Annotated in this window: 24 protein-coding genes; 15 read left to right on the top strand and 9 right to left on the bottom strand. The window is 62.5% G+C overall.

Going from position 1 to position 20,921, the window contains the following annotated elements:
• Positions 1-12: 12 nt before the first annotated feature.
• Positions 13-903 (bottom strand): branched-chain amino acid aminotransferase, encoded by an 891-nt coding sequence (locus AC244_RS08115; RefSeq protein WP_053248251.1) that lies wholly within the window; start codon positions 901-903, stop codon positions 13-15.
• Between the two features lie 271 nt (positions 904-1,174).
• On the opposite strand from AC244_RS08115, the gene AC244_RS08110 reads away from it, so the two are divergent.
• The 5 genes from AC244_RS08110 to AC244_RS08095 all read left to right on the top strand — a co-directional run bounded on the left by AC244_RS08110 (position 1,175) and on the right by AC244_RS08095 (position 4,493).
• Entirely contained in the window at positions 1,175-1,657 is a 483-nt protein-coding gene (locus AC244_RS08110; protein WP_053248250.1) for a MarR family winged helix-turn-helix transcriptional regulator, read from the top strand.
• A 45-nt stretch (positions 1,658-1,702) separates the two neighbouring features.
• On the top strand, positions 1,703-2,404 hold the full coding sequence (locus AC244_RS08105; RefSeq protein ID WP_053248249.1) for a response regulator: 702 nt from the start codon (positions 1,703-1,705) through the stop codon (positions 2,402-2,404).
• A gap of 3 nt (positions 2,405-2,407) precedes the next feature.
• Complete coding sequence (locus AC244_RS37455) at positions 2,408-2,557, top strand: hypothetical protein (RefSeq protein ID WP_202596051.1); 150 nt, start codon at positions 2,408-2,410, stop codon at positions 2,555-2,557.
• The gene (locus AC244_RS08100; protein WP_053248248.1) at positions 2,544-3,926 is read left to right on the top strand and encodes an ATP-binding protein; all 1,383 of its coding nucleotides are present in this window, start codon (positions 2,544-2,546) and stop codon (positions 3,924-3,926) included. Before AC244_RS37455 ends, AC244_RS08100 begins: the two co-directional genes overlap by 14 nt.
• Positions 3,927-3,998: 72 nt before the next feature.
• Positions 3,999-4,493 (top strand): tetratricopeptide repeat protein, encoded by a 495-nt coding sequence (locus tag AC244_RS08095; RefSeq protein WP_053248247.1) that lies wholly within the window; start codon positions 3,999-4,001, stop codon positions 4,491-4,493.
• Positions 4,494-4,568: 75 nt separating this feature from the next.
• On the opposite strand, the gene AC244_RS08090 is transcribed toward AC244_RS08095, so the two are convergent.
• The 5 genes from AC244_RS08090 to AC244_RS08070 all read right to left on the bottom strand — a co-directional run bounded on the left by AC244_RS08090 (position 4,569) and on the right by AC244_RS08070 (position 7,522).
• Positions 4,569-5,132 carry a dual specificity protein phosphatase family protein gene (locus AC244_RS08090; protein ID WP_053248246.1) on the bottom strand — a complete coding sequence of 188 codons (564 nt, stop codon included), beginning with the start codon at positions 5,130-5,132 and terminating at the stop codon, positions 4,569-4,571.
• A gap of 4 nt (positions 5,133-5,136) precedes the next feature.
• Entirely contained in the window at positions 5,137-5,478 is a 342-nt protein-coding gene (locus AC244_RS08085; protein WP_053248245.1) for a tRNA-binding protein, read from the bottom strand.
• A gap of 15 nt (positions 5,479-5,493) precedes the next feature.
• Positions 5,494-6,312, bottom strand: a complete 819-nt coding sequence (gene proC / locus AC244_RS08080) for a pyrroline-5-carboxylate reductase (RefSeq protein ID WP_053248244.1) — start codon at positions 6,310-6,312, stop codon at positions 5,494-5,496.
• Position 6,313: 1 nt separating this feature from the next.
• Positions 6,314-6,814: a YbjN domain-containing protein gene (locus AC244_RS08075; protein ID WP_025427918.1), complete on the bottom strand. Its 501-nt coding sequence runs from the start codon at positions 6,812-6,814 to the stop codon at positions 6,314-6,316.
• Positions 6,815-7,261: 447 nt separating this feature from the next.
• On the bottom strand, positions 7,262-7,522 hold the full coding sequence (locus AC244_RS08070; protein ID WP_053248434.1) for an accessory factor UbiK family protein: 261 nt from the start codon (positions 7,520-7,522) through the stop codon (positions 7,262-7,264).
• Positions 7,523-7,712: 190 nt separating this feature from the next.
• On the opposite strand from AC244_RS08070, the gene lgt reads away from it, so the two are divergent.
• From lgt to AC244_RS08030, 8 genes are all read left to right on the top strand, one after another.
• Positions 7,713-8,558, top strand: coding sequence for a prolipoprotein diacylglyceryl transferase (gene lgt / locus AC244_RS08065; protein WP_053248243.1), 846 nt, complete (start codon positions 7,713-7,715; stop codon positions 8,556-8,558).
• A 12-nt stretch (positions 8,559-8,570) separates the two neighbouring features.
• A complete protein-coding gene (locus AC244_RS08060) occupies positions 8,571-9,674 on the top strand; it encodes a class I SAM-dependent methyltransferase (protein ID WP_053248242.1) in 1,104 nt (367 codons plus the stop codon).
• A gap of 221 nt (positions 9,675-9,895) precedes the next feature.
• The gene (gene pgeF, locus AC244_RS08055; protein ID WP_053248241.1) at positions 9,896-10,690 is read left to right on the top strand and encodes a peptidoglycan editing factor PgeF; all 795 of its coding nucleotides are present in this window, start codon (positions 9,896-9,898) and stop codon (positions 10,688-10,690) included.
• 1 nt (position 10,691) lies between these two features.
• Positions 10,692-11,843, top strand: a complete 1,152-nt coding sequence (locus AC244_RS08050; RefSeq protein ID WP_053248240.1) for a M24 family metallopeptidase — start codon at positions 10,692-10,694, stop codon at positions 11,841-11,843.
• Between the two features lie 89 nt (positions 11,844-11,932).
• Positions 11,933-12,745, top strand: coding sequence for a hypothetical protein (locus AC244_RS08045; protein ID WP_053248239.1), 813 nt, complete (start codon positions 11,933-11,935; stop codon positions 12,743-12,745).
• 208 nt (positions 12,746-12,953) lie between these two features.
• On the top strand, positions 12,954-13,886 hold the full coding sequence (locus AC244_RS08040) for a ribose-phosphate pyrophosphokinase (RefSeq protein ID WP_025427925.1): 933 nt from the start codon (positions 12,954-12,956) through the stop codon (positions 13,884-13,886).
• Positions 13,887-14,399: 513 nt separating this feature from the next.
• Positions 14,400-14,639: a hypothetical protein gene (locus tag AC244_RS08035; RefSeq protein WP_053248238.1), complete on the top strand. Its 240-nt coding sequence runs from the start codon at positions 14,400-14,402 to the stop codon at positions 14,637-14,639.
• 17 nt (positions 14,640-14,656) lie between these two features.
• A complete protein-coding gene (locus AC244_RS08030) occupies positions 14,657-15,010 on the top strand; it encodes an EF-hand domain-containing protein (RefSeq protein WP_053248237.1) in 354 nt (117 codons plus the stop codon).
• Between the two features lie 85 nt (positions 15,011-15,095).
• On the opposite strand, the gene AC244_RS08025 is transcribed toward AC244_RS08030, so the two are convergent.
• The 3 genes from AC244_RS08025 to AC244_RS08015 form a co-directional block, all read right to left on the bottom strand.
• Positions 15,096-15,482, bottom strand: a complete 387-nt coding sequence (locus AC244_RS08025; protein WP_053248236.1) for a DUF779 domain-containing protein — start codon at positions 15,480-15,482, stop codon at positions 15,096-15,098.
• A gap of 136 nt (positions 15,483-15,618) precedes the next feature.
• The gene (adh, locus tag AC244_RS08020) at positions 15,619-17,127 is read right to left on the bottom strand and encodes an aldehyde dehydrogenase (RefSeq protein ID WP_053248235.1); all 1,509 of its coding nucleotides are present in this window, start codon (positions 17,125-17,127) and stop codon (positions 15,619-15,621) included.
• A 368-nt stretch (positions 17,128-17,495) separates the two neighbouring features.
• The gene (locus AC244_RS08015) at positions 17,496-18,452 is read right to left on the bottom strand and encodes a helix-turn-helix domain-containing protein (protein ID WP_053248234.1); all 957 of its coding nucleotides are present in this window, start codon (positions 18,450-18,452) and stop codon (positions 17,496-17,498) included.
• Between the two features lie 247 nt (positions 18,453-18,699).
• Between AC244_RS08015 and AC244_RS08010 the strand changes: the two genes are divergently transcribed.
• Positions 18,700-19,881 carry a benzoate/H(+) symporter BenE family transporter gene (locus AC244_RS08010; RefSeq protein ID WP_053248433.1) on the top strand — a complete coding sequence of 394 codons (1,182 nt, stop codon included), beginning with the start codon at positions 18,700-18,702 and terminating at the stop codon, positions 19,879-19,881.
• Between the two features lie 246 nt (positions 19,882-20,127).
• On the top strand, positions 20,128-20,742 hold the full coding sequence (locus AC244_RS08005) for a 50S ribosomal protein L25/general stress protein Ctc (protein ID WP_053248233.1): 615 nt from the start codon (positions 20,128-20,130) through the stop codon (positions 20,740-20,742).
• Positions 20,743-20,921: the final 179 nt, after the last annotated feature.

Here is a 20,921-nt window from a genome sequence, read left to right as displayed (position 1 = left end):
TGGTCGGGCCGGTTATTCGGCGGCTGCCGCGACCGGATAAACTTCCTTCATATAGTCGTTCATCAGCGTTTCGCAGATGGTTGCCGGGGTGAAGCGATAGGGGCCGATCTCGGAAACCGGCGTGACCTCGGCGGCGGAACCGGTGAGGAAGCACTCGCTGAAGTCGGACAGTTCTTCCGGCATGATCACCCGTTCGACCACCTGGTAGCCGCGACGCTTGGCAAGCTCGATCACCGTGCGCCGTGTGATGCCGTCGAGGAAGCAGTCCGGCACCGGCGTGTGGATGACACCGTCCTTGACGAAGAAGATGTTGGCGCCGGTCGCTTCCGCCACCTGGCCGCGGTAGTCGAGCATCATCGCGTCGGCATAGCCCTTGGCTTCGGCCGCATGCTTGGAAATGGTGCAGATCATATAGAGGCCGGCAGCCTTCGATTTCGACGGCGCCGTCATCGGATCCGGCCGGCGATATTCGGCGATATCGAGACGAATGCCCTTGAGCTTTTCGGCCGGGTTGAAGTAGCTGCCCCATTGCCAGATGGCGATCGCCACGTTGATGCGGTTGCTCTGGGCCGAAACACCCATCATCTCGCTGCCGCGCCAGGCGATCGGTCGGGCATAGGCTTCGGAAAAGCCCTGGCGCTTCAAAAGCTCGACGCTTGCCGCATCCAGTTCTTCGACGGTATAGGGAATCTTGAAGCCGAGGATTTCGGCCGAGTTGTGAAGGCGCTGGTTGTGCTCGGTCAGCTTGAAGATGCGCCCGCCATAGGCGCGTTCGCCTTCGAATACCGCACTTGCGTAATGCAGACCGTGGGTCAGCACATGGATCTTGGCGTCTTTCCACGTGACGAACTCGCCATTGAACCAGATCTCGCCGTCCAACTGATCAAAAGGAACCGCTGCCATGATGTCGTCCTCCGGCGCTTGAGCGCCATTCTTGCTGTTGATTATCTTCCCGCTTTCAGTTTATCGGCAAACTGATTGTGGGAAAATTCAATTTCGAGATTTTGGATTTGCGATCAGTGCGGCGCGGCATATCCTCCTGAGGTGTTACCGCCGCCAAATGTCTCGCTTACCGAGCATGGACGCTACCAACGCACTAAAAATATGTCAATAAAGCTGACATATTTTTCCGATTGTTTCGTAAGTTGCAACTTGGCTGAAAGGAAATGACCGCGTGGCCGGCCAATCCAAAGAAAACACCCGATATGTGGGCGACACCGTCGTGCACGACGATGATACGATCGACTTCGAAATCATCGAGCTGCTTTTCTTCGCCTATCGCGACTTCACCTCCGATCCGGACGCGATACTGGAAAAGAGCGGCTTCGGTCGCGCGCATCATCGCGTCGTGCATTTCGTCGACCGCGAGCCGGGCATGACGGTCGCAGACCTGCTCGACACGCTGAAGATCACCAAGCAGAGCCTTGCCCGCGTGCTCAAGCAGCTGATCGATTCCGGCTATATCCGGCAGGTCACGGGGCCAGAGGACCGGCGCCAGCGCATGCTCTACACCACCGAGGAAGGCCAGGCGCTGGCACGTGCGCTCGCCGAGCCACAGTCCCGCCGCATAGCCGATGCATTGGCAAAGACGGGTCCCGGCGCGCGCGACACCGTCAAGCGCTTCCTTGCCTGCATGAAGAACGGCGCCGGGGACTGAAATGTCGAAAGCCCGCGATCGGCGGGCGACGGGGGAAAGCTAGGCATGACAACAAAAGCGACAGTCTCCGACGATGCCGCCCATCTTCTGGTCGTCGACGACGACAGGCGCATCCGCGATCTGCTCAATCGCTATCTGGTCGAACAGGGTTTTCGCGTCACGACCGCTGCCGACGCCGATGAAGCGCGACGCAAGCTGGTCGGTCTCGATTTCGACCTCTTGATCGTCGATGTGATGATGCCCGGCGAAAGCGGCATTTCCCTGACGCAAGGCCTGCGTCAGATCAAAACCGTGCCGATCCTGATGCTGACGGCGCTGGCGGAATCGAATTCCCGCATCGAGGGCCTTGAAGCCGGTGCCGACGATTATCTCTCCAAGCCCTTCGAGCCACGCGAACTGGTGCTGCGTATCAGCAATATCCTGCGGCGCAACCAGCCCGCGCAGGCGCCCAAGGTCGACCAGGTGATCTTCGGTCCCTACACCTTCTCCGTAGTGCGCAAGGAGCTTCGGCGCGGCGCCGATCACATCCGCCTCACCGACCGCGAGCAGGAAATCATGACACTGTTCTCGCAGCGCGCCGGCGAGACGATCCCGCGCCACGAACTGATCGGCGACGACGCCGAGGTCGGCGAGCGCACCATCGACGTTCAGATCAATCGCCTGAGGCGCAAGATCGAGGATGATCCTTCCAATCCCGTTTGGCTGCAGACGGTCCGCGGCATCGGCTACAGGCTGAGCGTGGACTAAAGCATGTCGCGCAAAAGTGCGCAGCGGTTTTGCGGTAACGACATGCGCAGAAACAAGAAATTAAAGCGCAAGAAGCGAACCCCAGAGATCGCGGCGCGCTTTAGAGTGGCGAACTTTTCGATGAGCGTAGCGGAAACCGATGGCAAGCTTTGACAGCATGCGGCGCGAGGCGGCAAAACCGACCGACAGCCCGTGGAATCGCTTCACCCGCTGGCTGCGCCGGCGATTGCCGATGGGGCTTTATGCCCGCTCGCTGCTCATCGTCATCATCCCGATGGTGCTGCTGCAGTCGGTCGTCGCCTTCGTCTTCATGGAGCGACACTGGCAATTGGTGACGCAGCGCCTCTCGGCCGCCGTCACCGGTGACATCGCCGCGATCGTCGACCTCATTGCCACCTTTCCCGCCGATCGCGACATCTCCGAAATCGTCCGCGTCGCCCGCGATCAGCTCGATCTCAGTATTTCCGTCGAACCGGGCGGCGAACTGCCGCCGCCGCGGCCCAAGCCCTTCTTCGAGATCCTCGATCAAATCCTCAGCGAGGAGATATCGAGCCAAGTCCGACGGCCCTTCTGGATCGATACGGTCGGCAACTCCAATCTCGTCGAGATCCGCATCAAGCTCGACGATGGCCGCATGCTCCGGGTCTATGCGCGGCGCAACCAGGCCTACGCCTCGAACACGCATATCTTCATCGTCTGGATGGTCGGCACCTCGCTCGTGCTGCTATCGATCGCCATCCTGTTCCTGCGCGGACAGATCCGGCCGATCCTGGCTTTGACCAAAGCGGCAGAGAGTTTCGGCAAAGGCCAGAAGATCGACGACTTCGCACCGCGCGGCGCCGATGAAATTCGCCGCGCCGGCCTCGCCTTCATCCAGATGCGCGAGCGCATCGAGCGCCAGATCGAGCAACGCACGGCCATGCTCACCGGCGTCAGCCATGACCTTCGAACCATCTTGACCCGCTTCAGACTGCAGCTGGCGCTGGCTGGGAACAAACCCGACCTCGAGAGCCTCAATCAGGATGTCGACGACATGCAGAACATGCTCGAAGGCTACCTCGCCTTTGCCCGTGGCGAGGCGGAGGAAGACGTCGGGCAATTGAAGCTCAGCGACCTGATGACGCGCCTTGCTGGCGAAGCCGAACTGCACGGCAAGACTCTGACCACCTCGATCGAGGGCGAAGATGAGGTCCGCGTCCGACCGAACGCCTTCACGCGCCTCGTCGCAAACCTCGCATCCAACGCCTACCGCTACGCCAACCGGGTCAACATCGACGCACGCCACAGCGCCAAATGGGTGACGATCACCGTCGACGACGACGGCCCCGGCATTCCCGAGCGCTCGCGCGAGGATGTGTTCAAGCCGTTCTTCCGCCTGGACGAGGCACGCAACCTCGACAGCTCCGGCACCGGCCTTGGCCTGGCGATTGCCCGCGACATCGCCCGCAGCCACGGCGGCAACGTCACGCTCGGCGACAGCCCGCTTGGCGGTCTGCGGGCAACCGTGCGCGTGCCGGCGTGACCCTGGCTGCTTCGGCAAAAAGCCGACCATGTTGGAAATGCCGTACTTGAGGAGACGCCGGACGTGTCCGACATGCTAGACTGGGACGATTGGGAACAGCGGCTGGCTCTGCACTGGGCGGATTTCGGCCGTATGGACGCGGAAGTGTTCGTCGAGCGGCTGGAAGCGCTTGCGGCCGAGCTGCGGGACGGCGATCCGATCGGCCTTTTCGAACGGGCATCGGCTCAGGATTCCCTCGGCAATGAGGCAAACGCCGCACCCTTGTACCGGCAGGCGCTTGCCGGCGGCCTGTCTGGCATTCGCCGCCGCCGCGCTACCATCCAGTATGCGAGCACGCTTCGCAATCTCGGGCAGACCGACGAGAGCATTGCCTTGCTCGAGGCCGAGCTCGCGATGCCATCAGACGAACTCGATGACGCCGTCGCCGCCTTTCTGGCGCTCTCGCTCGTCGATGCCGGACGGGCACAGGAAGCGGCGGGCCTGGCGCTCGGCAGGCTGGCGCACCATCTGCCCCGTTACAATCGGTCGCTCAAGCGTTACGCCGACGCCCTGCTACCGGACGCGTGAGCGTGCATGATTTATAATGTTCAGCGTCCTTAGCGCGCCAAATTTGGCGCGCGGCGCTGTCAGCAAACCCGGTTACTAGCGCGAATAGACGGAAATCAGGCCGCGTCGCTCGTTGAAGCGGTGCCAGGCATCGATGCGGCGCGGATGGCGGGCACGCATGGCGTCGAGCGGCGCAAGCAGCCTGCCTTCACGACCGAGCGACGCATCGAGAATCTCGATGATCCGGCGGTTCGGCCAAGGCTTTCTGGTGATCGTCAAAAGCGCCCGGAAAGCCTCGTCCTCGCGGCCGGCACCGAGCTGGTGGGCGATCAGCCCATAGGCAAAGGCGGTCGACCGGCTGACGCCGGCATGGCAATGCACCAGAATGCGGCTCGACGTTTCCTCGGCGGCGGGACGCATCGCTTCGAACACCTCCAGAACCAGATCCGGGAAATGCTGCGTGGCAACAGCGTTTTCCTGGTCGCGCATGCGCACGACCCGGTGGCTCGCCTCGGCGATCACCGGCACGTCGGTGTCGGGCAGTTCCGGATCGAGCAGCGAGAGAACATGGCTGGCGCGCCATTCACGCGCCGCGTCAGCCGCGCGCCGAAGGCAGGAAACCTTCACGCGCTCGGGTATTAGATCAACATGGATTGTCATCGGATCACATCAGCTTCCGGCCGTTGGGGATCGGCTTGTCGATGGCAGCCAGCACGATCGCGCCGGCCTCGTCTTCAAAGCCCAGCGTCAGAACCTCGGAACGGACGGGGCCGATCTGGCGCGGTGGAAAATTGACCACAGCCATGATCTGCCGCCCGACGAGATCCTCAGGCTGGTAATGCACGGTGATCTGCGCCGATGACTTTTTTATGCCGATCTCGGGGCCGAAATCGATCTTCAGCTTGTAGGCCGGCTTGCGCGCCTCGGGGAAAGCCTCGACCTCGACGATGGTGCCGACGCGAATCTCGACGCGTTCGAAATCTGCGAAAGTAATCGTTTCCGACATGACAATGCTCTTGAATTAACCGGCCAGTTCCTCGGCGCGCTGACGGGCAGCGGCAATGGCCTTGTCGAAGAGTGGCTGCATCCCGTCATCGGCCATCAGCACCGCGAGCGCTGCGGCGGTCGTGCCGCCCGGCGACGTTACGTTCTGGCGCAGCCTCGAAGCGTCGTCGGGGGACTGATGAAGGAGTTCACCAGCCCCCGCGACGGTTTCCCGCGCGAGCCGCATGGCAAGGTCCGCCTTGAGACCGGCCTTGCGCCCGGCCTCTGCCATGCACTCGACGAGGTAGAAGACATAGGCCGGACCACTGCCGGAAACGGCGGTGACGGCATCGATATCAGCTTCGGTCTCGACCCATTCGACCGGGCCGCTGACCTTCAGGAGATCATGCACTTGGCTGCGCTGGGCGTCGCTGACGCGGGCATTGGCAAAGGCACCGGTAACACCGCGCCCGATCATCGCCGGCGTGTTGGGCATGGCGCGCACAGTGGCGGCAGCGCCCAGATGGCTCTCGATGAAGGCAAGCGTCTTGCCGGCGGCAACCGAAACGATGACCGTGCCCGAACTGACGAGCGGCTTCAGCGGCGGCAGCACCGCCTCCATCACCTGCGGCTTGACGGCAATGAAGATCACCGCAGCCTCGACGCCATCAGGAGCCGAAGTTGCGTGGCTGACGCCATTGTCGGCGATCAGCTTTGCCATGGCCGGCGGCGGGCCGGGATCGATCACCAGAATATCGGCGCCCTTGACGCCGCTCTTCAGCCAGCCGCTGAGCATGGCGCCGCCCATGTTGCCGGCGCCGACAAGAACGATGGGACCGGAAGCGACGGCAGCCATATCAGGCCTCCCCGACTGTTTCGAACAACACCGCGTCGACGGCGCGCTGCGCATCCATACCCGACCAGACGACGAACTGGAATGCCTGGAAATAGGACTCGCAGGCGTCAAGCGCGCTCGAAAGCAGAACCTCGACCTGCTGGTTGGTCGGTTCGGCACCGCCAGCGAGCAGCAGAGACTGCCGGAAGATTACGACCTCTTCCTGACGCCACAGGTCGAAATGCCCCATGAGCACTTGACCGTTGATGTGCGACAGAAGGCGGATGACTTCGTTGACGCGGCTATCGGGAACCTTGATGTCGAAGGCGCAGGCCAGATGCAGCGCCTCGAACTCTTCCATCCACGAGAAGGAAACGTGGTAGTCCGCCCACTTGCCTTCGACGGTCATGGCGATCTCGTCCTCGCCCGACCGTTCGAATGACCAGTCATTGGTGGCGGCCACAAACTCGATCATATCGACCGGGTTGGACTGACGCTCGATTTCCATTTCCAAAAGGCTCATGCATCACCCTAGTAGGCGCGACACAGGCGCGCGTTATCACGCTCACAAGACGCAACTCTGCAAACCTGGCACTGAACAAAAACACACTATGATTGCTGAACTCACATCCATCCTGGCTGACTTACCCTGCCTGGAGCTTGCGTGGTCCGTTTCGAATCATCATTTAAAATCAGTGTATAATGGCGGAGTCAGGCTGCCAGCCCCCCGGCCGAAAAATAGCCGGGTACAACCAGCTCGGCGTTGCCATTTCCATTCAGCGCGGGTGCTTAAACGACTCTGGCATAAGGGTTTTTTGCCAGTGTCCACAGGTGGAAAACTTTTCAGGTTTTATTAACCACCACGGGCGGTGTTTCATCCCGCCAAGGAATAGCGACAGCAAAACGCCCGCAGAATCGATCCGCGGGCGAAGTAGAAACGTTGAAAAGCCGTTATTTGGCAGGAATCGCGTTACTTGCCGCTTTCAGCGAGACGCGCTTCTAAGGCCTCGATACGCGCCAGAAGCGCATCGTTTTCTTCGCGCGCCTTGACCGCCATTTCCTTCACGGCTTCGAACTCCTCACGCTTGACGACATCAAGCGAATTCATCGCGCGCTCGGCCTGGGCGCGAAAAGCGGTCTCGACCTCGCGACGCACACCCTGGGCCGCCCCAGCGGCATCGGTCATCAGCTTGGCAAAATCGTCCATAATGCGGTTGGCGCCTGTGCTCATCGTCCTGATCTCCATTTCAGCCGCCGCTTCGCATTGCGATGCGGTCCTGATTTTCAGGTAGGGTCAGGCGCGAACGGATGCAAGAAAAATCAATAAAATGTGGCCAGCCGACGACTGCAAGTGGCCTTGACCACGCCGGATTCGATCGCCATGTTCCGGCAAAACAACCGGTCCGGAACGAGAAGCCATTTTGGAAACCATCGCGACCCGCCTCGCCATTCTCCCCTTTCCCCAAATCGATCCCGTGATCTTCCAGATCGGGCCGCTTGCCGTTCATTGGTATGGCCTCGCCTATGTCGCCGGCATCCTGATCGGCTGGTACTACGCCCGCCGCCTCGTGCAGAACACTTCGCTCTGGCGCAACGGCGAACCGGCGGCCACGCTGGCGCAGCTCGACGACTTCCTGCTCTGGGCCGCCGGCGGCATCGTTCTCGGCGGCCGCATCGGCTATATCCTCTTCTATGATCTCGGCTCCGTTCTCGAGAACCCGATCCGAGCGATCGAGATCTGGAACGGCGGCATGTCGTTCCATGGCGGGTTGCTCGGCACGACCATCGCCATCTTGATCTTCGCGCGCAAGCACGGCATTGCCATCTGGAGCATGCTCGATATCGTCGCAGCCGTGGTGCCGATCGGTCTTTTCTTCGGCCGCATCGCCAACTTCATCAATGGCGAACTCTGGGGCCGGCTGTCGTCGATGCCCTGGGCAATGGTGTTTCCGACCGGTGGCCCCTTTGCCCGCCACCCGAGCCAGCTCTACGAGGCGGCACTCGAAGGCCTCGTGCTGCTTGCGGTCATCGCCTGGTTCATCTTTCGCCGCCATGCGCTGAAATCGCCGGGCCTTGTCACCGGCATCTTCGTGCTCGGTTATGCCGCAAGCCGCATTTTCGTCGAATTCTTCCGCGAACCGGACGCGCAGATCGGCTATCTCGCCGGCGGTTGGCTGACGATGGGCATGCTGCTTTCGCTGCCGATGGCGCTTGCCGGCATCTGGGCCATCACCCGGGCGCGCCGGGCCGCTGTCGCCGCCGCATAACTGGACGGACGCATGACGACACCACTCGCGGACAAGATAAAGACGCTGATCAGGACCAACGGACCGATCAGCGTCACCGACTATTTCTCGCTCTGCCTCGCGGATCCGGAATACGGATATTACCGCGTGCGCGAACCCTTCGGCAAAGCGGGCGACTTCACCACTGCCCCGGAAATCAGCCAGCTTTTCGGCGAGATGATCGGCATCTTCCTCGTTCATGCCTGGCAGCAACATGGCACGCCGAAGCAAACCGTGATCGTCGAGATCGGCCCCGGCCGTGGTACGATGATGTCGGATGTCCTGCGGGTCGTCAGGCGCCTTTCCCCCGAACTCTATGCCGCCGCCAGCGTCCATCTGGTCGAAACGAGCGAGCGCCTGCGCAAGGTCCAGGCGGAAACGCTGGTCGCGCATGGCGAGAAAGTGCAATGGCACACCAGTTTCGAAACGCTGCCGGAGGGCTTCCTGCTCCTGGCCGCCAACGAGCTCTTCGATGCCATACCGATCCGCCAGTTCGTCCGAACGCCGCAAGGGTTTCGCGAACGCATGGTCGGCCTCGACGCTGACGACGAGCTGACATTTGCCGCGGGGGTCGCCGGCATTGACCCGACGCTGCTGCCGACGCCTGCACAGGTGGTTCCAGAAGGCACGATCTTCGAGATCGCCCCTGCCCGCGACGCCGTCATGGCCGCCCTTTGCGAGCGGCTGAAGATCGGCGGTGGCACCGCCGTCATCATCGACTACGGGCACCTGGCGACCAATTTCGGCGATACGCTGCAGGCACTGCTCGACCATCAATACGACCCGCCGCTTGCCAATCCCGGCCGGGCTGACCTCACCAGCCATGTCGACTTCGAGCAACTCGCCCGACGCGCAAAGAACGATGGCCTGCAGATCAACGGCCTTGCCCACCAGGGCGATTTCCTGATCGGCCTTGGCCTTCTGGAGCGAGCCGCAGCACTCGGCCGCGAGAAGGATGCCGCGACCCAGGAAGGCATCCGCGAGGATGTCGAGAGGCTTGCCGGATCCGGCGAAGGCAAGATGGGCGAACTCTTCAAGGTGCTCGCCGTCAGCAGCCCGCCGATCGCGCTTCCGCCGTTCCGCAAATCCAAGGCATGATTGCTTCGACGGTAGCCGGCTGCAGCGCCCTTTGAACGTTGCCTTTGGCGCCTCGCTCCATAGGTCGAGAGCCACCGCCGGACGGCCCCCCTGTCGTTCGGCAATTGACAGCCCCGCCGTCGCGGGTCAACATCGCGCTGGCAAATCAGCCGCCAGCCACCGGGCCGCACGTGCCCCCAACCCCATTGAAACTCACGTCAAAGCAAAGGGCGAAAACACCGATGCAGCACGATGCCGCGCTTTCCCCCGTGCAAAGCTCGCTCTTCAGCGACAAGGCCGGTCCGGCGATCGCACATGGTTATTTCACCCGCCAAGGCGGCGTTTCTGAAGGCATCTATCGCGGGCTGAATGTCGGCCTTGGCTCGAACGACGACAAGGAGCGGGTCGGTGAGAACCGTGCCCGCGTCAGCCGGTGGTTCGGTGCCGACCCGGAGCAGCTTGCCACCGTCCACCAGGTCCATTCTCCCGATGCGGTCGTCGTCGACGGCAGCTACAACGGCAGCCGGCCAGATGCCGACGCGCTGGTCACGGCAACGCCGGGCATCGTGCTCGGGGTGCTTTCGGCCGATTGCGGGCCGATCCTGTTTGCCGATGCGGATGCCGGCGTCATCGGCGCTGCCCATGCCGGTTGGAAGGGCGCGCTTGGCGGGGTGCTCGAAAGCACCATCGAGACGATGTTGACGCTCGGCGCCCGGCGCGAGCGCATCGTTGCCTGCCTCGGCCCGTCGATCAGCCGACGCAACTACGAAGTCGGCGCCGAGTTCGTCGACCGGTTCCTCGCGACCGATGGCAGCTATGCGCAATTCTTCAACCCATCCGAACGCGACGACCACGCCATGTTCGACCTGCCGGGCCTGACCATCGCGCGCCTGACCGCAGCCGGCGTCGCCGCCGAAAACCTCGACATCTGCACCTATGCCGACGAGGACCGCTTCTTTTCCTACCGCCGCACCACGCATCGGCAGGAACCGGACTACGGCCGGCAGATATCCGCAATTTGCATACGGGAGACCTGACATGGCGCTGCAATTTGCCCAGGAGGAATATGCCGCCCGCCTTGAGCGGCTGACCGCGAAGATGCGTGACGACAAGCTCGACGCGGTTCTGCTGTTTGCGCAGGAAAGCATGTACTGGCTGACGGGCTACGATACCTTCGGCTACTGCTTCTTCCAGACGCTGGTGGTCAAAAAGGACGGCTCGATGGTGCTCTTGACGCGCTCGGCCGATCTGCGCCAGGCCCGTCACACCTCCAATATCGAGCGCATCGAGATCTGGGTCGACCGCGTCAACGCCGACCCGACGATGGATCTGAAGAACCTCTTGAGCGAAATGGACCTGCTCGGCAACCGCATCGGCGTCGAATACGACACCCATGGCATGACCGGCCGTACCGCACGCCTCGTCGACCACCAGCTTTCGACCTTCGGCGAGCTTGTCGATGCCTCGCTGCTCGTCAGCCGCCTGCGCCTGATCAAGAGCCCGGCGGAAATCGCCCATGTGGAAAAGGCCGCAAGCCTTGCCGACGACGCACTCGACGCAGCACTACCGCTCATCGGCCCCGGCGGCAACGAAGCCGATATCCTTGCCGCAATGCAGGGAGCGATCCTTGCCGGCGGCGGCGACTACCCCGCCAACGAGTTCATCATCGGCTCCGGCTCCGACGCGCTGCTCTGCCGTTACAAGGCCGGCCGTCGGCTGCTCGACAGCCAGGATCAACTGACGCTCGAATGGGCAGGCGTCAGCGCACATTATCACGCCGCCATGATGCGCACCGTCGTCATCGGCGAACCGACCAACCGCCACCGCGAGCTTTACAGCGCCTGCCGCGAAACCATCCAGGCGATCGAGATGGTTCTGCGCCCCGGCAACACCTTCGGCACGGTCTTCGACGTGCATGCCAAGATCATGGACGAGCGCGGCCTTGCCCGGCATCGGCTGAACGCCTGCGGCTATTCGCTCGGCGCGCGCTTCTCACCTTCCTGGATGGAGCACCAGATGTTCCACGCCGGCAACCCGCAGGAAATCGAGCCCGACATGTCGCTGTTCGTGCACATGATCATCATGGATTCTGACAGCGGCACCGCCATGACGCTCGGCCAGACCTACATCACAACCACTGATACGCCGCGTGCCCTATCCCGTTATGGGCTGGACTTCATTTCTGCTTAGGGAAATCCGCCTACACTCACGCTGAAATGGCAGACAACAGGAGCTGACTTCACAGAACTGCCGCGAAAGAGAGACGGACGGTTTGAACGATGCGAAAGCTTATCACGCCCATCGCAAGCCTTGGCCTTGTTGCCGCCTTGGCAAGCTGCAACAGCACGGACGCGCTGATACCGCAGGTCGACGTCGGCGGCGGCACGTTCCGCTCGCCACCGGTGACGCAATCTGACCTCGAGTCGATGTCGACGCAGACGGCCGTCGTTCCTGTGCAAAGCTCGCCGGTGCAACGGACCCAGGCCTTCGCCTCGCAACCGGCGCCCGCCAGCATGCCGACGGAATATGCGACCGGCGACAGCACCTACACCGATCCCCCCGGCTCGCTTGAGGCGCAGGCAAGCCGGCTCGCCGCCGGCGTTGAACCGGTCCGGAACACGACGACGCTCGCCGAGCCGGCGCCCGTAGAAACGTCCGAACCGGCCGCTGAAGAGGTTCAGCAGCAGCCGGCCGTCGCCTCCGTGCCTTCCGCAAGCACGGCAACAAGCGGCACGATCCGCTTCCTGCCGATCATCGGTGCGCCTGTGGCCGCCGTCACACCGCTTTCGAAACAGCTCGGCGCTGAGGCGCGCAGCCATGGCCTGACGATCAAGGGTTCGGCCGATGCCAGCAGCGAACACATTCTCAAGGGCTACTTCTCGGCACTGAAGGACAACGGCAAGACCACGATCGTCTATGTCTGGGACGTGCTCGACGGCAGCGGCAACCGACTGCACCGCATTCAGGGACAGGACGCGGTTGCTACAGTCGGCGCCGATCTCTGGGAGGGCGTTCCGGCCGAAACCATGCAGGCAATCGCCACCAAAACCATCAACGCCTATCTTGAATGGCGGCAATCCAGGCCCGGTTAATACAAAGTTTTTAGGATAATGCGCTTCGCGGCGCAGCATTCCCCTTGCATTCAAGTTCAGTGTCGCTAAAAAGCGGCCGATCAGCTCTGAACGGCGGCCATCCGCAAAGAATGACCGCGATTGGAATGGCTCTCGGAATCTGCGCGGAAAATGCCGCTCCCGGAAATGAACCCGGACGGTAGCCGCGCCAGCTCAAGGCGGTCCGTCAATGAAGGTTTTCGCAGGCAATTCGAACCGGCTGCTGGCCGAAGCGATCTGCAACTATCTCAACCTGCCTCTTGGAAAAGCGACCGTAAGGCGGTTTGCCGACCAGGAGATTTTCGTCGAGATCGGCGAAAACGTGCGCGGCGAGGATGTCTTCATCATCCAGTCGACCTCGTTCCCCACCAACGATCACCTGATGGAACTGCTCATCATGATCGACGCGGTGCGCCGTTCCTCGGCCCGCCGCATCACCGCGGTACTCCCCTATTTCGGCTATGCCCGCCAGGACCGTAAGCCCGGTCCGCGCACGCCGATCTCGGCCAAACTCGTCTCCAACCTGATCACCGAAGCCGGCGCCGACCGCGTGCTGACCCTTGATCTTCACGCCGGACAGATCCAGGGCTTCTTCGACATCCCGACCGACAACCTCTATGCGATCCCGATCCTCGCTCGCGACGTCAAGGAAAACTACGACCTGAAGAACGTCATGGTCGTTTCGCCCGACGTCGGCGGCGTGGTGCGCGCCCGTGCGCTGGCCAAGCGTCTCGACTGTCTGCTGGCGATCGTTGACAAGCGCCGTGACCGCCCGGGTGAATCCGAAGTCATGAACGTCATCGGCGACGTGAAGGGCAAGGACTGCCTGCTGATCGACGACATCGTCGATTCCGGCGGCACGCTCTGCAACGCCGCCGAAGCGCTGCTGAAGAACGGCGCAACCAGCGTCACCGCCTACATCACCCACGGCGTGCTTTCCGGCGGCGCGGTTGCCCGCGTTACCTCGTCGATGCTGAAGGAGCTGGTGATCACCGACTCGATCCAGCCGACGACGGCGGTCCAGTCCGCGCACAACATTCGCGTCATCACGACGGCGACCCTGCTCGGCGAAGCGATCAACCGCACCAGCCAGGAAGAATCGGTTTCGAGCCTCTTCGATTGAGATAGGCTCGGCCGCCCGCAAACGTGTCCCTCTTCGCCAAGCGGGATTGGGCGTTCATTTTCTGTCGTTCCTGACCAGCGCGTTGCGTTCAAGCAGCCTAATGCAACGCGCTTCAACTGCTTGATTTCACGCATGTCGTTGTCGCAAAACGGCTGCGCACTTTTGTGCGACGTGTCTTCCCGCACAATTTCATCCTTAAATCGAAATTGATTAAGGATGAAATTGTGCAGTAAATCAAAGTGCTACAGCGATCTTTGCGCGTCTAGTTAGACGCGCGGCGCTGCAGCACCGGCCCCGAGAGTTGTCATCTTCCATCTGTAGGGGTAACATTTGCCCGTTGCAGCTAGCGTCTTTCGCTGCAGACGGCTGTGCGTCGATGAGGTGCTTCTGATCGAACAGCAGCCCTTTTGATACTTTGACGGACATATTCGGAACGTTACTTCCATGCAACGCCACTTAGGTGGCGGCTCCACCGATCTATCCCGATCACGCACGGATAATTTGGAGGAAAAGATGAGTAACCGTACGCTAATCCTCATTCTTGCAGGCGGCCTCGCCTTGTCTGGCTGCCAATCTGCTACAACTTCCCAGACGAGCACCGGCGATTTCGGCTGCCTTGCCGGAACCGTCAGCGGCGCAATCCTTGGCGGGTTCGCCGGCTCGGCCATCGGCGCAGGCAGCGGTCAGCTCTGGGCTGTCGGCGGCGGCGCCGTGCTTGGCAGTGCGGCCGGTAGTGCCTTGACTTGCCGCTGATTACGAAAGGCTACGAAATGCGAAAAGTAGCTCTGCTTATGGCAGCCGTGCTTTGCCAGCTCGCTCCGGTCGCCGCACAGGATAAGCCTGCGGCGATGTATCAGGGGCAAATGGATCGGCTCGACCGCGACGGAGACGGCGCGATCAGCCGGCCCGAGTATCAGGGCTTCATGACAACGGCTTTCACAAGTCTGGACAAGAACAAGGACGGTACCCTGAGCGCCGCCGAGGCAGCGCCTGTCCTTAACGCGCAACAGTTTGCCGCCATCAACGTCAACCGCGACGGCAAGATCACCCAGAGCGAGTTCCTGAACAGTGTGATGGCCGATTTCAAGGCGGCCGACCGCGGCGGCGACGGTAGTCTGCAGTAGAACACGCGCGGATCGGACGAAAAACGGTCGCGAATGCCGCGCGACTGAGGTCACGGCTGTCAGGTCACGCTGACGGAAGCAGCGGTTATGCGCCGTCGCTTGTCGCTGTGACCACCAGCGGGCAGGCCTCGGCGCCGTCAAATAGGCGCGACCGCGTCAGGAACCGCCTCTCCCGGCCATTATCAAGCGAGAACATCCCGCCCCTGCCCGGTACGACGTCGATGATGAGCTGCGTGTGCTTCCAGACTTCGAACTGGCTGGCGCTGATATAGACCGGAACACCGCCGATCTCGCCGAGCTTCACATCATTGTCGCCGACGATGTAGTCGTCGGCGGGATAGCACATCGGCGACGAGCCGTCGCAGCAGCCACCCGATTGATGAAACAGAATGTCCGGATGGTCGCGCCTGATCTCGGCGATGAACTCGAGCGCGGCATCGGTCGCAAGCACTCGCGGTTCGGTGGCGGTCATGTCGAACTCTCCTTGCGCAAGCGCTGCGCCTCGCTGTTTCAAAGTCAGGGTGGACCGAGGGCGAGAGCTGGAGGAGGGCCCTCGGCCGCACCTGGGAGGCCCTCTCCCGCTCGGGGAGAGGGAACGATGCCGAAGCTCAGAAGAAGCCGAGCGCCTTCGGGCTGTAGCTCACCAGCATGTTCTTGGTCTGCTGGTAGTGGTCGAGCATCATCTTGTGGGTCTCGCGGCCGATACCCGATTGCTTGTAGCCGCCGAAGGCTGCATGGGCCGGGTAGGCATGGTAGCAATTGGTCCAGACACGGCCTGCCTGGATCTCCCGGCCGAAGCGGTAGCAACGGTTGGCATCACGGCTCCAGACCCCGGCGCCGAGGCCGTAGAGCGTATCGTTGGCGATCTCCAGCGCTTCGGCTTCGGTCTTGAACGTGGTCACGGACACCACCGGCCCGAAGATCTCTTCCTGGAACACCCGCATCTTGTTGTGCCCGCGGAAAACGGTCGGCTTGACGTAATAACCTTCCGCCAACTCGCCTTCGAGCACGTTGCGGCCGCCGCCGGTCAACACTTCTGCGCCCTCCTGCCTGCCGATGTCGATGTAGGACAGGATCTTTTCGAGCTGTTCGCTCGACGCCTGCGCGCCGATCATCGTGGCGCTGTCGAGCGGATTGCCCTGGCGGATCGCTTCGACACGCTTCAGCGCCCGCTCCATGAAGCGGTCATAGATGCTTTCCTGCACCAGCGCCCGGCTGGGGCAGGTGCAGACCTCACCCTGGTTCAGCGCGAACATCGCGAACCCTTCGAGTGCCTTGTCGAAATAGTCGTCGTCCTCCGCCAGCACATCGGCAAAGAAGATGTTCGGCGACTTGCCGCCAAGCTCGAGCGTGACCGGAATGAGGTTCTGGCTGGCATATTGCATGATCAGCCGGCCGGTCGTGGTTTCGCCGGTAAAGGCGATCTTGGCGATGCGCGGGCTTGTGGCCAGCGGCTTGCCGGCTTCAAGACCGAAACCATTGACGATGTTGAGCACGCCGGCCGGCAAGAGGTCGCCGATGAGGTCCGCCCAAACGAGGATCGAGGCCGGTGTCTGTTCGGCTGGCTTCAGCACCACGCAGTTGCCGGCGGCAAGCGCCGGGGCAAGTTTCCACGCGGCCATCAGGATCGGGAAGTTCCAGGGGATGATCTGGCCGACGACACCGAGCGGCTCATGGAAATGATAGGCGACCGTGTCATGGTCGATCTCGCCGATCGAGCCTTCCTGGGCGCGGATGCAGGCCGCGAAATAGCGGAAATGGTCGATCGCCAACGGAATGTCGGCGGCCATGGTTTCGCGGATCGGCTTGCCGTTGTCGAAGGTCTCGGCGCGCGCCAGGAGCTCCAGATTGTCTTCCATGCGGCCGGCGATCTTCATCAGGATGTTCGACCGCTCGGCAGCCGACGTGCGCGCCCACTTCTCGCGGACGGCATGGGCGGCATCAAGCGCAAGCTCGATGTCGGCCGCATCCGAGCGCGCAACCTGGCAAAGCACGCCCCCGGTCACCGGCGTCGTGTTGTCGAAATAGCGCCCGGCCACCGGCTCGCGCCATTCGCCGCCGATGAAGTTGCCATATTTCTGCCTGAACGGGCTCTCGACGATCTTCTGATGCAACATGCTCATTCCTCCCTGTGAACCAGCAACCAAAGCTGTAGGAGGAAGGTGATCGCAAAGCCTGCGATGCGACAGTGACCGAAACACGATGGACGCGCCCTTTGTCGCAGATGTGAGACAGCTGGACCCAGGTCACCGTGCTGCAGTGCAACAAGCGACAAGGACAGGGAACTCCATAATCGGTTTCGGTGGCGCTCGCCCCTCATCCGCCTGCCGGCGCATTCTCCCCGCAAGCGGGGAGAAGGCGGTCGCGGCGCTATCCCGCCCCATCGTCAGGCTCCGACTCGCGGCTCAACGGCTGGCACGTCCCCTCTCCCCGCTTGCGGGGAGAGGGTTAGGGTGAGGGGCAGCCTTCAGATGACGTAGAAAGATCAGTTGACCGAAAGCCGCTTCATCTTGCGATAGAGCGTGGCGCGGCTGATGCCGAGAAGTTCCGCCGCCATCGACACATTACCGTTGGCGCGCGACAGCACGCGCCGAAGGGCCGCACGCTCGGCGTCTGGAAGTTCCGCGCCGTCGTCGGATGTGCCTTCCTTGAGAAGATCGGATGCCGGAATGCCCGACGCGATGCGTTTGTCGTCGAGACCGAGCCACTGGCGCGCCGCCCGCGTCGCGCCCAGCACGAGATCGTCCCGATCGACCGCCAGCAGCGCCGGCCCTGCCCGGTCGACCGGCACGAGCACGATGCGCGATCCGGCAAAGGCCCGGCGAAAGAGCCCCGCCTCGATGCGCGCGGCGGCATCGCGCACTGCTTGCGACAGCAGCGAGATGGTGATTTCCGACGCGTCGTCACGGCAGGTGGAAATATCGATCGCGGCCGCCAGCCGGCCGAGATGATCGCGGATCGGTGCCGTCGTGCAGCTGAGCCCAATATTGCTGCTGAGAAAATGCTGGTCGCGCTGGATGATGACGGCGCGCTCGTCGGCGATCGCCGTGCCGATGCCGTTGGTGCCGACGCTCGCCTCGCTCCACACCGTTCCGGACCAGAGGCCGACGCCTCGGAAATCCGCATCGTCACCGACAGCACCACGCCGCTCAAGCGCCACGCCCTTGTCGTCGGTCAGAAGCAGGCAGCAGCCAGCCTTGCCGACGGTCGCGAACAGCCGGTCGAGTTCGCCGCCCGCTTCTGCGATCAGCTCTGCCGATCTCTGGCGGGCCAATCGGAACTCGCTTTCGGGAAGTCGAAACGGCGTGCGCCTGTCCTCAGGCGCCAGGCCATGGAGCGTCATGCAGCGACGCCAGGAAGCAGCAACGGGCGAACTGGCCGCCGCCGACGACTGGTGCGCCACCTGATAGACATATTCCGTGTGATCCCTGACGGCAGGCATCGGTTTCCTCCCTGCAAGCGACGTCCGGCAACCGCAGGTCACGACCGCTCTCCCAAACGGCGGCCTGCTTTGGCCGCACTATAGGCATCGTTTACGGAAGAGGTCCAGCAAGACGAAGGTCCACGTCCAAGCGCGTATCAGCGCGTTTGATGCGTTCATCACGCCGGCGGTATCGACAGGCCGGCGGAATATGATAGGCGAGTTCGAGCATCATCCGACGCCCCATCACAACAACCGGTTGCCAGCCATGCTTCGTGACTTCTCGCTCCAGAGCCTGTTCATGGGCCTCTTGATCGCCTTTGTCGGCTTCGCCAGTTCCTTCGCCGTCGTCCTTCACGGGCTTGGCGGCGTCGGCGCGACGGAAGCACAGGCCGCATCCGGGCTGATGGCGCTGTCGATCTCGATGGGCGTCTGCGCCGTCATCCTCAGCGCCGTCACGCGGCTGCCGGTCAGCATCGCCTGGTCGACACCCGGCGCCGCCCTTCTCGCCAGTTCCGGTGTGGTCGAGGGCGGCTTCAACGCAGCCGTCGGCGCCTTCCTTGTCTGCGGCCTGCTCATCGTCGTCGCCGGCCTCTGGAAGCCGCTTGGCCGCATGGTCTCCTCCATTCCGGCCGCACTCGCCAATGCCATGCTGGCCGGCGTCCTGCTCAGTCTCTGCTTTGCCCCGGTCAAGGCGATCGGCTTCAATCCGCTGTTCGGCCTGCCGATCCTCTTGGCCTGGGCGATCGTCGGCAGCGTCAACAAGCTCTATGCGGTGCCGGCGGCCTTGCTCGCCTTCGTGCTCGTCATTGCCTTCGGTGTCGACATGCCGGCCGATGCCTTGGGCGAACTGTCTTCGGCGCTGGTGCCGCGGCCGGAGTTCGTGATGCCGTCCTTCACGACCCCGGCGATGATCAGCATCGCGCTGCCGCTGTTCATCGTCACCATGGCGTCGCAGAACATTCCCGGCATCGCCGTGATGAAGGTCAACGACTATAACCCCACCCCCGGCCCGCTGTTTGCGACGACCGGCCTGTTTTCGATGCTGAGCGCGCCCTTCGGCGGCCATGCCGTCAACCTTGCTGCCATCACCGCGGCCATGGGCGCCGGCGCCGACAGTCATCCGGATCCGGCGCGACGCTATTGGTCGACGATCAATGCCGGCATCTTCTATGTCATCTTCGGCCTGCTCGCCGGCGCCGTCACCACCTTCGTCAGTCTCGCGCCGTCGGTGCTGATAGAGGCGGTCGCCGGCCTCGCCCTTGTCGGCGCCTTTGCCGGTTCCGCCATGGCAGCCTTCACCGACGCCAGGACGCGCGAGGCAGCTGCGATCACCTTTCTGGTCACCGCCTCCGGCGTCAGCTTCGGCGGGGTCTCCGGCGCCTTCTGGGGCCTGATCGCCGGCGGCCTGATGCTGGCGCTTGCGCGCTTCACACGCAAAAAGGCCTAAGCGCGCCGCGGCCGCGACGCGCTTTCGCTCTTTGATTTCGCGCATGTCGTTATCGCAAAACCGCAGTGCACTTTTGCGCGACATGCTTTAAAACCGCGGCAAAGCTTGCATTTGCGGGCGATCTCGTCTATGCACCGCCCGTCCGCGTAGACACCCTTGGAGGCAACGCGGATGAAGCCCATGCGGCTTCGGTTCTTCTGCCATTGCGGATGAACTCTCCAGAATTAGACATAGAAAGGTCTACCCATGAGCCACGCATCTTATGAGCTCAAGGCCGAGACGCGCGAACGGGTTGGTAAGGGGTCCTCCCGTGAACTTCGTCGCAACGGTCTTATCCCGGCTGTCATCTACGGTGACAAGCAGGCCCCCATTTCGATCGCGCTGTCCACCAAGGACGTGACGATGAAGATCCACGCCGGCGGTTTCATGACCACCGTCGCGATCATCGACGTCAACGGCGAAAAGATCCGCGTCCTGCCGAAGGACTACCAGCTGGATCCGGTCCGCGACTTCACCATGCACGTCGACTTCCTGCGCGTCTCCAAGGACAGCAAGGTCACCGTTCAGGTTCCGGTTCACTTCGTCAACGAAGAGAAGTCCCCGGGCCTCAAGGCTGGCGGCGTTCTCAACATCGTTCGCCACGATGTCGAACTGGCCGTTGCTGCCGACGACATCCCGGAATTCCTGACTGTTGACCTGTCCGGTCACAAGGTCGGCGACGCGATCCACATCTCCGACATCAAGCTGCCGAAGGGCGCGACCCCGGTTATCACCGACCGCGATTTCACGATTGCGACGATCGCTGCTCCGGCTGGCGGTCTGAAGGAAGAAGTCGAAGGCGAAGGCGAAGCAGAAGCCTGATTCACCTTAAGGTGAAGCGGCAATCCGGCAGCCGCCGGATACCCTGCAATACCCATTGAAAGGCCCGCCCCGTCAAACGGGGCGGGCCTTTTGCGTTGAACGCACGGGGTTGTCGCGCTGGTCTCACGCCTTCGATCGAGCCGCCCCACTCACGAATTGTCATGTAGCAATTTCAGCAA

Source organism: Ensifer adhaerens, from assembly GCF_001270265.1.
GTDB lineage: Bacteria > Pseudomonadota > Alphaproteobacteria > Rhizobiales > Rhizobiaceae > Ensifer > Ensifer adhaerens_B.
This window is presented reverse-complemented; position numbering and strand designations above follow the sequence as displayed.